Source organism: Pedobacter sp. UC225_61 (assembly GCF_044452285.1).
Taxonomy (GTDB): Bacteria; Bacteroidota; Bacteroidia; order Sphingobacteriales; family Sphingobacteriaceae; genus Pedobacter.
This window is the reverse complement of sequence record NZ_JBIOAL010000001.1, coordinates 1,016,001-1,030,577: the sequence shown is the minus strand read 5'-3', so window position 1 is coordinate 1,030,577 and position 14,577 is coordinate 1,016,001. Positions and strand designations below refer to the sequence as shown.

The following is a 14,577-nucleotide window of genomic DNA, read 5'->3' as shown; positions in this document are numbered from 1 at the left end:
GAGCATGAGGCAAGAAGGAAAGTGGACTTACGCAGTATTTTCTGCTGAACATGCTTTTCTACCCATTTTTATAGTGACTGTTGGTCGAAATATTACAGGCGTTCGTCGAGAGTTACGCGATGTAGGTATAATACAGCCATTTACGCTGCAACCTTTTGCCCTTAGCGTCGTCTTATATACGAAACCAGCCTGAAAGAGGGCGGAGACAAAAAAGAAAACAATTTATAAAACAAGATTTTAAAAAATAAAAATATGAAAACTTCTATCAAATCATTAATCGCATTAGTAGCAACAGGATTAGTATTAACAACAGCAACAATAAATGTAAAAGCAGAAGATAACACACAAGTAACTGTATTATCTGAAGTTAAAAAAGTAAACAAAATCAATGTATCTGGAAACGTTGAATTGATTTTGGTTCAAAGTGCAGACGAGAGTGTTAAAGTTTATGACAACTACTTCTCTAAAAATGCATTGGTTCAACAAAAAGATGGCGAATTACGCATCAGTTCTTTTAACAAAGAAACATTAACAGTTGTGGTTTATGTAAACAGCTTAACTTCTATCTCTGCATCTAACAATGCAACGGTAAAAACTTTTGGAAAGTTTAGCACATTAAGTTTAGATGTGAATTTAAAAGACGAAGCAAAAGCTACATTAAACACCAACACAATAAGTTTATCTACAAACATTGCAGATCAAGCGAACTTAACGTTATCAGGATCTACTACAGATTACAATGCAGTTGTTGGAAGCGTTGCAAAAGTAAACATGGGACAATTTGTTGCAGAAACTACTAATATCCAATCAAAAAATGTTTCAATTGCTAAAGTAGCAAAAGCAGAATTGCCTACAGCAGATGATTTAGTTACCCTATAAAATTCATAATCCATCATAAATTTAGTTTAGTTTTTAGTTTAGTTAGAAAAAATGCGGATGGATGTCCGCATTTTTTGTGCGTTTAAGTTTGGCATAGATAAGTCACTTTATGTATTTGAATTGGCAGAATTGTATTCTTTAGTTATTTTGCCCTAAAACGAATTCTGAGCTTATGAAAATTGCCTTCTCCATTCAACAAAAATCTAAGATCGCATTGTTACTTTTTTGCATCATGATTTGCACTATTTTAATCCGATTTTTGGAAGATAAAAGCATAAAGAGCATGAATAATGCTTTTGTTTCTATGTATAACGATAGATTGGTTCCTGCAACAGATTTATTTCATATTTCTGAATTGCTTTTTGATAAAAAGGATATACTAGAAAAACAGCAACGCTCGGTTATTTTAGAAGGTCAGCAAACTACAAAGCTGCTCGACGCCCAAGATTTTAAAATCGATTCCGTATTAAAAAAATATGAACAAACTTTTTTGGTAACTAATGAAAAAGATCATTTGCAGCATTTAAAAGAAAAGCTAAAAGCTCATCAGCAGCTTGAAAAACAGTTAGTTTCTGCATCAAAAGGTGATGAGGTTGCATTAGAACAATTGAATATTTCTTACAAGAGTATTTTACAAAACCTTTCCCTATTAACCAAAACCCAAATTGAAGTAGGTAAAGAATTAATTAAAGAATCTCAAAGCTTATTTACTGGAAGCAAAATCTACTCTGCAATTCAGTTTGCATTAGCGATTGTTATTGGTGTATTGATTGTTTCTATCATTTTTGCTTCGAATGTGATGAAGGTAAAACAGGATAAATTTAACTTGAATTAGATTTTCTTTGTTAAATCTATTTAAAACACACTTTTCATTACATTGCCATATTTAAGTCTTCGTAAAATGATTCACCTTTAATCTAGTTCGTATTTGCTTCGAATTTAGTCTACAGTAACTCCGCGTCAAGTCCGCATTTTGCTGGAAAGACGCGGACTAGATGCGGACTTGATGCGGACTCACCCTAATCTTGACTTAAGGAAAACTTAATAAAAATCTGACGTAGTAACGACTCATTTTACTCGATCGAGGCTGATTTTACTAAATTCTGTCTTTACAATTACTTCGTTCATCTTATTCCAAAATTTTAATCCTTACTTTTGCGGTAATTTCTTATTAGATAAATCGTTAAAAAATACTTTGAGTACACTAATTGCAGCTGAGGGCTTAGGCCACGGATACCATGATGAATGGCTTTTCAAAAATTTAACACTGGGCATAAACCCTGGTCAACGCGTAGCGTTGGTAGGTATAAATGGCGCAGGGAAAAGCACCCTTTTAAAATTATTAGCCGAACGCTTTTCTCCTTTGGAGGGAAAAATAGTAAAAAATAAAGCTGTTAAAATTGGCTTTTTAGATCAAGAACCTTCTTTTCCAGATGGATATTCTATTAGTGATTTTATTTTTTCGTTAGAGAATAAACAACAGCAGTTAATAAAGGAATACGAAGAATTGATTGAAGACCCTAATCCTGATGAGAAAACATTAAATCGCTTGTATGAAGAATTAAGCGAACACAATGCTTGGGAATACGAACACGAAATCAAAACTATTTTAAGCAGAATGGGAATTAACCATTTGCAACAAAAAATAGATACCCTGTCTGGCGGACAGAAAAAACGTTTGGCTTTAGCAAAATTGTTAATCGAAGATCCTGAGATTTATGTACTAGATGAGCCAACCAACCATTTGGATATTGATACCATTGAGTGGTTAGAAAAACTATTAACTTCTGGAAACAAAACCATTCTTTTAGTAACTCACGACAGGTACTTTTTAGATAATGTTTGCAATACAATTGTTGAATTAGATAGAGGAAAAATTTACAATTACAATGGAAATTATGCTTACTTCTTAGAAAAGAAAGCTGAACGCGAAGCCGCTGATGACAGCACTTTTCAGAAGAATAAGAACCTATTGAAAAAAGAATTGGAGTGGATGAGGCGCATGCCAGCTGCTCGTACAACAAAATCTCAAAGCAGAATAGATGCCTTTTATAATTTAGAAGAAAAAACAAAGCAACGTTCTGACAATCAACAGGTTACTTTGAATGTTAAAATGTCTCGTCAAGGCAATAAAATTCTTGAATTAGATCATATTGGTCAATCGTTTGATGATAAAAAAATAATTAATGATTTTTCTTATACGTTTAAACGAGGTGACAGAATTGGCTTAGCGGGTAAAAACGGAACAGGTAAATCAACCTTATTGAACATTATAACTGGCTATCTAAAACCTGAAAATGGTAAAGTAGATGTTGGCGATACAACGGTTTATGGATATTATAAACAAGGCGGTTTAGCGTTCAATGAAAAAGAACGTGTGATTGATATTGTAAAATCTGATGCTGAATATATTAAAATGGCAGATGGACAAACCATATCAGCTTCTGCATTATTAACCTTATTTCTCTTCCCCCCTAAAAAGCAACATGGCATGGTAGAGAAGTTAAGTGGCGGCGAAAAGAAACGTTTACACTTGATGAAGGTATTAATGCAAAACCCAAACTTCTTAATATTGGATGAGCCGACGAACGATTTGGATATTGATACCTTAAACGTATTGGAAGAATTTTTAGAAAATTTTCCTGGTGTTTTAATGTTAGTTTCTCACGATAGATACCTATTGGATAAAATGAGTGAGCAATTATTTATCATGGAAGGCGATGGTGGTGTAAGTATCTACAATGGAAACTATTCAGAATACCGTATTAGTTTAGATACTGCTAAAGACACTACAGCACAGAAAAAAAATAAAATTGAAGAACCTTCTCAAAATACTTCTATAAAAAAACTAAGCTTTAAAGAGCAAAAAGAATTAGATGAGATTGAAGAAACTGTTGCTGAAAAAGAAAATGAAATTGAAGAATTAACTATGAAATTGAACGCTGTAGAGGCTTCTGATTATCTAAAGATTCAAGAAATTTCATTAGCTATAGAAAAATTAAACATACAATTAGAAGGCATAATGGGGCGCTGGGTAGAACTTTCAGAGAAAACAAATTAATGGAAACATCAGATATTATTGCAACGTTTGGCGTAAGTTTATTGTTAATCGCTTTCTTTTTGCAAAGTTTAAAAGTAATAAAGACAGAAAGCGCAACTTATGGGTTGTTAAACTTCTTTGGAGCAGCCATTGCTGGTTATGCTTCCTGGTTAATTCCCTTTATGCCATTTGTTATTTTAGAAGCCGTATGGAGCATTGTTGCGCTGTATGGATTAATTAAATTATATACAAAAAAAAGAAAAGTTCCACGTGAAACATGATTAATCTTTTATGGATTTAGTGTTGTTTCACGTGAAACAAAAATAAAAATCAATGTTTAAAGAATACGATGTAATTGTTGTAGGTGCTGGACATGCAGGCTGTGAAGCTGCTGCAGCAGCTGCAAACCTTGGGTCTTCTGTTTTGCTGGTTACCATGAACATGGAGACTATAGCACAGATGAGCTGTAACCCTGCTATGGGTGGCGTTGCCAAAGGACAAATAGTGAGAGAGATTGATGCGATGGGTGGTTATTCAGGTATTATTGCTGATAAAACCACTTTGCAATTTCGCATGTTAAACAAATCTAAAGGCCCTGCCATGTGGAGCCCGAGGGCGCAAAAACGACAGAAAACGCTTTGCGGAAGAATGGCGTTTAGCCTTAGAAAGAACGCCAAATGTAGATTTCTGGCAGGAAATGGTTAGTGAATTAATCATAAAAAACAATACTGTTGTTGGTGTTAAAACTGCACTTGGTGTAGAGATTATGGGCAAAGCAGTAGTATTAACTAACGGCACTTTTTTAAATGGCTTAATACATATTGGAGAGAAAAAATTTGGCGGTGGTCGTACTGGAGAAAAGGCTGCTACCGGAATTACTGAACAATTAACTCAATTAGGTTTCGAAGCAGGGAGAATGAAAACAGGAACTCCTCCCCGAGTTGATGGTCGCTCATTAAATTATAGTCTAATGGAAGAGCAATGGGGCGACGAAAATCCTGGGCGCTTCTCTTATACAAATGTAGAAAGACCAACCGATCAACGTTGCTGCTGGATTACATATACCAATGCTAATGTACACGAAACCTTAAAAGAAGGTTTTGAAAAATCACCCATGTTTACGGGCAGAATCAAAGGCCTTGGCCCAAGATATTGCCCATCTATCGAAGATAAAATAAATCGTTTTGCAGAAAGAGAAAGGCACCAAATATTTGTTGAACCTGAGGGCTGGAATACAGTAGAGATCTATGTGAATGGTTTTTCAACATCGTTGCCAGAAGATGTACAATATAAAGCCTTAACTCAAATTCCAGGATTTGAAAACGCAAAAATGTTTCGCCCAGGATATGCTATAGAATACGATTATTTTCCACCTACACAGCTTTCTTTAACATTAGAAACTAAATTAATCAGTAATTTATTCTTTGCTGGTCAAATAAATGGCACAACAGGCTACGAAGAGGCTGCTAGTCAGGGATTTATAGCCGGAATTAATGCACATCAAAAGGTTAAAGATCAACATGAGTTGATTATGAAACGTTCTGAATCTTATATAGGAGTATTAATTGATGACTTAGTAACTAAAGGTACTGAAGAGCCTTACCGAATGTTTACATCTAGAGCGGAACATCGTTTATTATTGAGACAAGACAACGCTGATATTAGGCTCTCTCCTATCGCACACAAACTTGGCTTAATTAATGATGAACGTTTGGCGATTGTAAATCAAAAAGTAGAAAACTCTGATGCGATAGTAGCTTTTGCAAAAAAACAAGGGATTGAGATGGGCGCAGCAAATGAGCTATTAGAAAGTTTAGGAACTTCTGCATTAAATCAAAATGTTAAATTAGTAAATTTACTAAGTAGGCCTCAAGTTGGGATTAGCGATATTAGAAAAGTAAGCCCAGCCTTTGACTCTTTTTTAAATACATTTGATCAAGAAACGGTAGAGCAAGCGGAGATTAAAATTAAGTATGAGAGTTACTTTGAAAAGGAAAATGAGATTGTAAACAAAATGCAAAAGATGGAGGATAAATCTATCAATCCAGAATTTGATTATAGCAAACTACTTTCTTTATCAAAAGAGGCTCGAGAAAAATTATTGAAGATTAAACCAAGAACTTTAGGCCAGGCATCTAGAATTTCTGGTGTTTCTCCTTCGGATATATCAGTTTTAATGGTTCATATTACAAAATAATAATCAAATAATTGATTATCAAACAATTAAAAAACAAAAAGAAGCGGCTTAATTTTAAGCGATTTAAGCGTCTTTTTTACTTTTTTAATATCATGTATCAAAATTAATGTTGAATTAAATATAGCGCATCTAAATGTCAAAAATTGAAAAAATAACAAATAGACCGTATTTCTATTATCTGATTTTGATAATTGCATTAATTTACGGTTGCGCAAGTATAAGAACTCCAGAGGGTGGTCCAAAAGACACAAAGCCACCGAAGGTTTTAAAAATGGAACCAAAAAATTTCACAACAAATTTTAAGGCAAAAAAAATAACTATTGAATTTGATGAATATTTTAAACTTCAAAATGAGTTTAAAGAATTCTCGATTTCACCAGAGCAAGAACGCCCTCCTATTTTAAAAGGTAGCAATACAAAAAAAATAGAAATCACACTGCAAGACTTTTTAGAGAAAAATACAACGTATACTTTAAACTTTGGTAAATCTATTGCAGATATTACAGAAGGAAATGTGCTTAAAAATTTCACCTATGTTTTTGCAACTGGACCAACACTCGATTCGTTAAGCATAAGCGGAAATGTTAAAAATGCACTAACTGGTCAACCAGAAATAGAAACTATTGTTTTTATACTTCCGCTTTCGCGTGACAGTCTTTTTGGTAAAAAGAAACCAGCGATTTATACTACTACCGATAGTAGTGGAAATTATAAATTGACCAATCTAAAAAAAGACACTTATAAAGTTTATGCTCTACGTGAAAAAGGTGGTGATAAAATTTATCAGCAAAATTCAGATGAGGTTGGTTTTATTAAAAACCCGCTCGTTTTAAATAAGAATTTAGATAGTGTAAATTTAACTGTTTTTAAAGAATTGGCCAGCGACTTTAGGATTTTTGATAGAAAATTAAATGGTGATGGCAGTATTTCTATGAATTTTAATCAACAACTCAGAAAGCCAAAAATAACTGTAATTGAGCCTACTAACATAGATGCAAATAAAAAAGTTCGCTTTAATAAAACGAATGACTCCGTTAAAATCTGGTTAAATGATTTGAGTTTTGATTCTATTAAAGTTGCCATAAAAGATGAAGGAAAAGGTCTAGATACCATTAAATTTACGAGGGGTAAAAAAGACACCTATACTCGAAATATTCAAGCAGGGGATAATTTAGAAGGAAATCTTTTGAATCCTTATAAAGATTTAAAATTACATTTCAATTTTCCGATAGATAAAATCGATGTAACCAAAATCACATTATTGGAAGACTCTATTCCAAGAACGGGACTAACATTAGTAAAAGATAGCTCAGACTTTTTAACGTATAGCGTTAAATATCCTTGGAAAACTAAAGAAGAATATATACTTAAATTAGCTGATGGAGCTTTAACGGGCATTTTTAATTCGAAAAATAAAGATATCACTAAAACTTTTAAATTAGGAAATGACGATGATTATGGCACATTAATTCTGAATGTAGAAGTACCAGATACTACTAAAAACTATATTTTACAGGTTGTAAATGAAAAGAAAGAAGTTGTGATATCTAGTGAGCGCATTTATAAAAATACAACCGTGACATTTAATAAATATAGGGCTGGGATTTATTTTGCTCGAATTGTATATGATGAGAACAAAAATGGAATTTGGGATACTGGAAATGTAAAACAAGGATTTCAACCAGAAAAAATATGGTATGCACCTTTAGAATTATCTATTAAAGCCAATTGGGATAGAAAAGAAAAACTAATTATTCCTAAAGAATAACTATCTAAACCAGTCTGAATACATGATATAATTATCTGGCAATCTATTTAATAAAGCCCTTTGCTCATCAGTAATGGGCTTTATTTTTTTTGCGGGAGTTCCAGCATATAAATATCCACTTTCGCAAATGGTGTTTTCTAACACTACAGTATTTGCTGCAATAATACAATATTCTTCAACTATAGCATGATCCATTACTATTGCTCCCATACCTATTAACACATGATCTTTAACTTCACATCCGTGTACAATTGCATTATGACCAACTGAAACTCTATTACCAATATGCGTTGATGCTTTTAAATAGGTTGCATGAATGACAGCTCCATCTTGAATATTACTATCATTACCAATGGTAATGCTGTTTACATCACCTCTAACAACCGCATTAAACCAAATAGAACAATTATTGCCCATTACAACATCACCCACTATTGTTGCGTTTGGCGCAATAAAACAATTTTCTCCCCACTTGGGGTTTATTCCTTTAACTGGTAATATAACTGGCATTTTATTTCTCTTTCTGTCATTTCGAACATTGTGAGAAATCTATATCTAGATTCTTCCCTTTGCTCTTATCACATGTTTATATAATAGTATCAACAAGTTCTTTTGCGTGTTCTGGATAATCTGTAGTATAATGTAATCCCCTACTTTCTTTTCTAGCAACTGCTGATTTAATAATCATATATGCTACTTGGATCACATTTCTTAACTCGCATAATTTAACAGAAACCTTATTCATTTTATAAAATTCTTCTGTCTCTTCGTACAATAAAAATAAGCGTCGCATTGCTCTATCTAATCTAAAATCAGAACGTACAATGCCTACATAATCACTCATTATTTTTTGTGTTTCACGAAGATTATGAGTAACTAAAATATCTTCATTAGATTGTGTAACACCTTGCTCATTCCACTCAGGAATTTCATCAGGTATGGTATTCTTTTTATAATTTTCTAATGCTGATAAATAAATACGGTGTGCAAAAACTGTTGCTTCTAGTAATGAATTAGATGCTAACCTATTTGCTCCATGTAATCCTGTTGAAGAAACTTCGCCACAAGCGTATAGATTTTTAATAGATGATCTTCCATATTCATCCACCAAAATACCACCACACATGTAATGTGATGCAGGCGTAACCGGAATAAAATCTTTAGTCATATCTATTCCAATAGATAAGCATTTGGCATAAATATTAGGAAAATGAGTTAAAATATCAGCTTTCTTTCTCATCGTAATATCTAAATACACAAAATCCTCACCTGATTTTTTCATTTCATTATCAACAGCACGAGCTACAATATCTCGTGGGGCTAAAGATCCACGTTCATCGTATTCATACATAAATTCCTCTCCATTTCTTCTTCTTAAAACACCACCAAAACCACGAACTGCTTCAGAAATTAAAAATGAAGGATATTCTCCTGGATTGTATAAAGCTGTTGGATGGAATTGAATAAACTCCATATTTCTAATTTTTCCCTTTGCTCTGTATACCATTGCCATTCCATCACCTGTCGCAATAACTGGATTTGTGGTGTTAGAATATACATGGCCAGCTCCACCACTTGCCATTACTGTTACACTTGCCAATATTTTCTCCACATCGTTAAGCTCTGTGTTAAAGGCATATATACCATAACAGTTAATATCTTCGCTACTCTTATCCACATGTTCACCTAGGTGATGTTGGGTAATTAACTCTAAACAGAAGTAGTGTGTTAATATCTCTATGTTTTCATTTTCATGAATCTGTTTCAATAATACACTCTCAATTTCGTATCCAGTAACATCTTTATAGTGTAAAACTCTGTGTTCAGAATGACCACCTTCTTTAGCTAAATCGAAAACTCCAGCAGTATTTTTATCGAAGTTAATTCCGTAATCTATAATCTCTTGTATCCGCTGAGGTCCTTCTTTTACGACTATTTCTACAATATTTTTATCGCATAAACCATCTCCAGCAATTAAAGTATCGTCTATATGTTTTTCAAAAGAATCTGATTTATCTACCACTACAGCTACTCCACCTTGGGCATATTTTGTATTAGATTCATCTTCATTTGATTTGGTAACTATTAATACTTTTCCATGTTGTGCAGCTTTCAACGCAAAACTTAAACCTGCTATACCCGATCCTATGACTAAAAAATCAACTTTTCTCATTAAAACTAACGTAAATCAAACAATTGTTAAGAACATCTTAAATAGTGTTAGCAGAATGTCTAAATAAAACCAACAACTATTTTTGAAAGTTTAAAGCTAATGTAAAAAGGTAATTTGACACAATCTTTTACATTATTTTTAAGCAACTTTGCATAGTTTATTAACTTTTTATACCACCATTAACAATACACATTTTGGTATTGATAAGTTTCTAAGCAAAATAGTATAGCATTGTAAATCAGTATTAATTTAAAATAAAATTGAATACTAAATGTTGGTAAGTATGTGATAACTTATATTACACAATTTAAATAAAGAACTTACTCACAGTACCAACACCTTAATAAGTAATAAGATTCTTCTTTATATAAAATAATTAGAATCTATTGTAGTGTTGAAACTCGGTATCTTTACAAAAGATTGATGCCCATAAAAGAAAATGATGATTGATGTTTTAGAAGAATTAAATAAAAAAGGTTTTGTGGATGAAGCAATTGATCCAACACTTGATTTATTTGATGAAATTGAAAAGTTAAAGAAAGAAAAGAACGCAGTAATATTAGCTCATTATTATCAAGAACCTGATATACAGGATATTGCTGATTATATTGGAGATAGTTTAGGCTTATCTCAAGAAGCGGCTAAGACTGATGCAGATATTATAGTTTTTGCTGGAGTGCATTTTATGGCAGAAACAGCTAAGATTTTGTCACCAGAAAAAACTGTTTTATTGCCAGATTTAAAAGCTGGTTGTTCTTTGGCAGATAGTTGTCCACCACATTTATTTAAGAAATTTAAAGAGAAATATCCAGACCATTTGGTAATTACCTATGTGAATTGCACAGCTGAATTAAAAGCATTGAGTGACATTGTATGTACTTCAACAAATGCAGTTCAAATTGTGGAAAGTTTACCGAAAGATCAGAAGATAATTTTTGGTCCAGATAAAAATTTAGGTGCTTGGGTTGCTAAAAAAACAGGTAGAGATTTAGTGTTGTGGAATGGTGCCTGTATGGTACACGAAATATTTTCGAGAGAGAAGATTACCAAATTAAAAGAACGTCATCCAAATGCTAAATTTATTGCACATCCAGAGTGTGAAGAAACTGTTTTGGCTATGGCCGATTATATTGGAAGTACAACGGGTTTATTAAAATACACGATAAATAGCGATGCGCAGGAGTTTATTGTAGCTACTGAGAGTGGAATTATTCACCAAATGGAAAAGGCAAACCCTACAAAAACCTTTATTCCGGCACCACCAAATAATAGCTGTGCATGTAATGATTGTCCATATATGAAAAGAAATACATTAGAAAAATTGTATTTGTGTTTAAAAAATGGCTTACCAGAAGTTACAGTACCTGCAAATATTATTGTAGAAGCTCGTAAACCAATAGAAAGAATGTTAGAAATTTCAGCAAGTTTGGGATTGTAAATAATCACCCGTCACCCTGAATTTATTTCAGGGTTGGGCTTGCTAAAATGATGCTGAAATAAATTCAGCATGACGAAAGAAATAAAAATTATGTTTGAGAATAAAGAACGCACAGCAATATCAGATTTAGGTGAATTTGGATTAATAAAACACTTAACAACTAATTTTAAAATACAACATGAAACAAGTGTAAAAGGTGTTGGGGATGATGCTGCAGTATTAAATTTTAAAGATCAAGTACTAATATCTACTGATTTATTGTTAGAAGGAATTCATTTTGATTTAGCGTATGTGCCTTTAATGCATTTGGGTTATAAAGCTGTTCAAGTTAACTTGAGTGATATTTATGCTATGAATGGAATTGCTACTCAAATTACAGTTTCAATAGGTATTTCGAGCAAGTTTCCATTAGAAGCGGTTGAAGAAATTTATAAAGGAATTGAATTAGCTTGTAATAAATTTAACATCGATTTAATAGGTGGCGATACCTCTTCAAGTAAACAAGGATTAGTCATTTCTGTAACGAGTATTGGTCATGCAGCAGCGGAAGATGTTTGTTATAGAAATGGTGCAGAAGAAGGTGATTTGATTTGTGTTTCTGGAGATTTGGGAGGGGCTTATGTTGGCTTGCAAATTTTGGAAAGAGAGAAACAAATCTTTTTAGAAAATCCGCAATTGCAACCAGATTTAGAAGGTAAAGATTACATCATCGAACGTCAATTAAAACCAGAAGGAAGAAGAGATATTGTTGATTTATTAGCTCAAATGAAAATAAAACCTACTTCAATGATTGATGTTTCTGATGGATTAGCTTCTGAGATTTTACATATCTGTACACAATCTGAAAAAGGCTGTACATTGTACGAAGAAAAAATTCCCATCGATCCAATGACTTATGAAACTGCTCGTGAATTAGGTTTAGATCCAACAGTTTGTGCATTAAATGGTGGTGAAGATTATGAGTTATTATTTACCATTAAACAAAGTGATTATACTAAGCTGAAAAATGATGTTGATATCAGCATCATTGGTCATATTACTGATAAAAATTCAGGATGTAATATGATTTCAAAATCTAATATTTCTCATGAAATAAAAGCCCAGGGATGGAATGCGTTTAAAGGGTAAATACATCTTGTCATTCCGACGATAGGAGGAAATCTCTTTTTAAAGATCTTTCACTGCGTTCAGGATGACAAAATTTATAAAAAGATAAGTTCATTAATAACTAAAAATCTAATGAAAAGAAATTTGTTTATTTTTTGTTTACTCCTTTCTAATTTTTGTTCTGCTCAAAATAAGATAGACACAGCCGAATTAAAAAAGAAACTAATTCTTACTGAAACACAAAATAATAACTGGTTAGATTCTTTAAAAAAACTACCTAAAGAAGCGCAATTTAGTTTTATTATGAAAAGAATGGTGTTAGATACAAATGTGTTTATACCAAAGTATTTTCCAGATGGGATAAAACCGATTTTGTCTACCCCGAATAAATATACTGGATGTTGTAAACCAATCGTAGTCTTTGCATTTAAAAAAGACAAGAAAAATGTACTGGTTATAAACGATGTTGTTAACATTAAAATAATTAGTCAATTACATCAAATTAAAAAAGAAATAAGTATTGATGAATTAAACATTTATACAGGATCAACAGCAACGGCTATATATGTTTCAAGAGCTATGGGTGGGGTAATTATTTTAAATATATCCGATAATAAAAGTATTAATTTGATAAAAAGTGCCACAAAAATTTAAAGGATATTAGTCTTCCAAATCTTCTTCTAAAAACTTAGAATCTATCTGTTTATTAGATTTTGTCTTTGCCCCTAGTTTTTTGATCTTTTCTACTTTACCAATTAGATTTCCATTGCCATATTGTAGTTTTTTAAAGGCATCATCGTGTGCTTTTTGCGTGAGGTCAATGTGTTTTCCAATCTTCTCCATATCTTCTAAAAAGCCAACAAATTTATCATATAAAGCACCAGCCTCTTCAGCAATTTCAAAAACGTTTTTATTTTGTCTATCTACTTTCCAAATGCTAGCAATGGTGCGTAAAGTTGCTAATAATGTAGTCGGACTTACGATAACCACTTTCCTATCCCAGGCATAATTAAATAATTCATTATCTGCCTGTACGGTTATACTAAAAGAAGATTCTATAGGGATAAAAAGCAAAACAAAATCTGGTGAATTGATTTGATATAAATTTTGATAGTTTTTACTTGCCAATCCATCAATATGAGATTTTACGGAAAGCAGATGCTGTTTTAAATTCAATAATTTTTCTTCTTCAGTTTCTGCACTCATCATTCGCTCGTAAGCAACTAAGCTAATTTTAGCGTCTACAATCAAATGTTTTTCATCAGGTAGGTCAACTATTACATCGGGTTGAAAACGAGCCCCTTCGTTATTAATACTAGCTTGAATTCTATATTCTCTATCTTTTACCAATCCAGAACGTTCTAAAACTCTTTCTAAAATTACTTCGCCCCAATTCCCTTGTTTTTTACTATCTCCTTTTAGTGCTTTAGTTAAATTGTTTGCATCCGTTTGAATTTGTTTACTCTGATCCATTAACTGAAAAATAACCCCTTTTAATTGGCTTCTTTCCGCAGCTTCAGTTTGATAAACTTTATCTACTTTTTCTTCAAATGATTTAATGTTCGCTTTTAAAGGATTTAAAATAAAATCTAAATTAGTTTGGTTTTGTGCAGTGAATTTTGCAGACTTTTCATCCAATATTTTATTGGCAATTAATGAAAACTCTAAGGTGAATTTTTGCTGTAGATCTTCTAGATTTTTCTGTTGTTCAGTTAATTTCTCACGATGCGAATTAACTAAAGCTTCTGCTTTAATTAAATTACTTCGCTCTTCATTAAAGCGTTCTCGAAGATCATTTAATTCATCTTCTAATTTCTGTTTTTCGTCCTTTAAATAAGTGATGGTTTCAGTATTGTTTTGAACAGCCGGTTTGCGGACCAATAAAACAATAAGGAAAAGTAAAATGAGAACTAATAATGCTAAACCTGCTATTTCCATTTGCTAATATTTTTATCAAAAATAGAAAAATAAGAAC

General features: G+C 32.4%; 11 protein-coding genes and 1 pseudogene. 9 read left to right on the top strand and 3 right to left on the bottom strand.

Translation table 11 applies throughout. From position 1 onward, the window contains the following. Positions 1 to 252: 252 nt before the first annotated feature. From ACHMWN_RS04980 to ACHMWN_RS04955, 6 genes and pseudogenes are all read left to right on the top strand, one after another. On the top strand, positions 253 to 879 hold the full coding sequence (locus tag ACHMWN_RS04980) for a GIN domain-containing protein (RefSeq protein WP_397298220.1): 627 nt from the start codon (positions 253 to 255) through the stop codon (positions 877 to 879). 172 nt (positions 880 to 1,051) lie between these two features. Further along, on the top strand, positions 1,052 to 1,714 hold the full coding sequence (locus ACHMWN_RS04975; protein WP_397298218.1) for an MCP four helix bundle domain-containing protein: 663 nt from the start codon (positions 1,052 to 1,054) through the stop codon (positions 1,712 to 1,714). 360 nt (positions 1,715 to 2,074) lie between these two features. Continuing rightward, positions 2,075 to 3,940, top strand: coding sequence for an ABC-F family ATP-binding cassette domain-containing protein (locus ACHMWN_RS04970; protein ID WP_397298216.1), 1,866 nt, complete (start codon positions 2,075 to 2,077; stop codon positions 3,938 to 3,940). After that, complete coding sequence (locus ACHMWN_RS04965; protein ID WP_397298215.1) at positions 3,940 to 4,200, top strand: hypothetical protein; 261 nt, start codon at positions 3,940 to 3,942, stop codon at positions 4,198 to 4,200. Before ACHMWN_RS04970 ends, ACHMWN_RS04965 begins: the two co-directional genes overlap by 1 nt. Positions 4,201 to 4,252: 52 nt before the next feature. Next, positions 4,253 to 6,116, top strand: a pseudogene (mnmG, locus tag ACHMWN_RS04960) (tRNA uridine-5-carboxymethylaminomethyl(34) synthesis enzyme MnmG). 133 nt (positions 6,117 to 6,249) lie between these two features. Continuing rightward, positions 6,250 to 7,884: an Ig-like domain-containing protein gene (locus tag ACHMWN_RS04955; protein ID WP_397298213.1), complete on the top strand. Its 1,635-nt coding sequence runs from the start codon at positions 6,250 to 6,252 to the stop codon at positions 7,882 to 7,884. On the opposite strand, the gene ACHMWN_RS04950 is transcribed toward ACHMWN_RS04955, so the two are convergent. After that, a complete protein-coding gene (locus tag ACHMWN_RS04950; RefSeq protein WP_397298212.1) occupies positions 7,885 to 8,394 on the bottom strand; it encodes a gamma carbonic anhydrase family protein in 510 nt (169 codons plus the stop codon). Between the two features lie 76 nt (positions 8,395 to 8,470). Continuing rightward, positions 8,471 to 10,057: an L-aspartate oxidase gene (gene nadB / locus ACHMWN_RS04945; RefSeq protein ID WP_397298211.1), complete on the bottom strand. Its 1,587-nt coding sequence runs from the start codon at positions 10,055 to 10,057 to the stop codon at positions 8,471 to 8,473. Between the two features lie 439 nt (positions 10,058 to 10,496). Between nadB and nadA the strand changes: the two genes are divergently transcribed. The 3 genes from nadA (at position 10,497) to ACHMWN_RS04930 (ending at position 13,256) form a co-directional block, all read left to right on the top strand. Continuing rightward, positions 10,497 to 11,495 (top strand): quinolinate synthase NadA, encoded by a 999-nt coding sequence (gene nadA / locus ACHMWN_RS04940; RefSeq protein ID WP_397298210.1) that lies wholly within the window; start codon positions 10,497 to 10,499, stop codon positions 11,493 to 11,495. A gap of 90 nt (positions 11,496 to 11,585) precedes the next feature. Beyond that, positions 11,586 to 12,623 carry a thiamine-phosphate kinase gene (gene thiL, locus ACHMWN_RS04935; protein WP_397303542.1) on the top strand — a complete coding sequence of 346 codons (1,038 nt, stop codon included), beginning with the start codon at positions 11,586 to 11,588 and terminating at the stop codon, positions 12,621 to 12,623. 111 nt (positions 12,624 to 12,734) lie between these two features. Continuing rightward, positions 12,735 to 13,256 (top strand): hypothetical protein, encoded by a 522-nt coding sequence (locus ACHMWN_RS04930; protein ID WP_397298209.1) that lies wholly within the window; start codon positions 12,735 to 12,737, stop codon positions 13,254 to 13,256. A 6-nt stretch (positions 13,257 to 13,262) separates the two neighbouring features. On the opposite strand, the gene ACHMWN_RS04925 is transcribed toward ACHMWN_RS04930, so the two are convergent. Continuing rightward, on the bottom strand, positions 13,263 to 14,540 hold the full coding sequence (locus ACHMWN_RS04925; protein WP_397298207.1) for a DNA recombination protein RmuC: 1,278 nt from the start codon (positions 14,538 to 14,540) through the stop codon (positions 13,263 to 13,265). Positions 14,541 to 14,577: the final 37 nt, after the last annotated feature.

Excerpts from the sequence above, each read along its gene's own strand:
- thiL (WP_397303542.1), top strand. The coding sequence starts at position 11,586 with ATGTTTGAGAATAAAGAACGCACAGCAATATCAGATTTAGGTGAATTT.
- ACHMWN_RS04955 (WP_397298213.1), top strand. The coding sequence starts at position 6,250 with ATGTCAAAAATTGAAAAAATAACAAATAGACCGTATTTCTATTATCTG.
- ACHMWN_RS04930 (WP_397298209.1), top strand. The coding sequence starts at position 12,735 with ATGAAAAGAAATTTGTTTATTTTTTGTTTACTCCTTTCTAATTTTTGT.
- nadB (WP_397298211.1), bottom strand. The coding sequence starts at position 10,057 with ATGAGAAAAGTTGATTTTTTAGTCATAGGATCGGGTATAGCAGGTTTA.
- ACHMWN_RS04950 (WP_397298212.1), bottom strand. The coding sequence starts at position 8,394 with ATGCCAGTTATATTACCAGTTAAAGGAATAAACCCCAAGTGGGGAGAA.
- ACHMWN_RS04975 (WP_397298218.1), top strand. The coding sequence starts at position 1,052 with ATGAAAATTGCCTTCTCCATTCAACAAAAATCTAAGATCGCATTGTTA.
- ACHMWN_RS04980 (WP_397298220.1), top strand. The coding sequence starts at position 253 with ATGAAAACTTCTATCAAATCATTAATCGCATTAGTAGCAACAGGATTA.
- ACHMWN_RS04925 (WP_397298207.1), bottom strand. The coding sequence starts at position 14,540 with ATGGAAATAGCAGGTTTAGCATTATTAGTTCTCATTTTACTTTTCCTT.
- nadA (WP_397298210.1), top strand. The coding sequence starts at position 10,497 with ATGATGATTGATGTTTTAGAAGAATTAAATAAAAAAGGTTTTGTGGAT.
- ACHMWN_RS04965 (WP_397298215.1), top strand. The coding sequence starts at position 3,940 with ATGGAAACATCAGATATTATTGCAACGTTTGGCGTAAGTTTATTGTTA.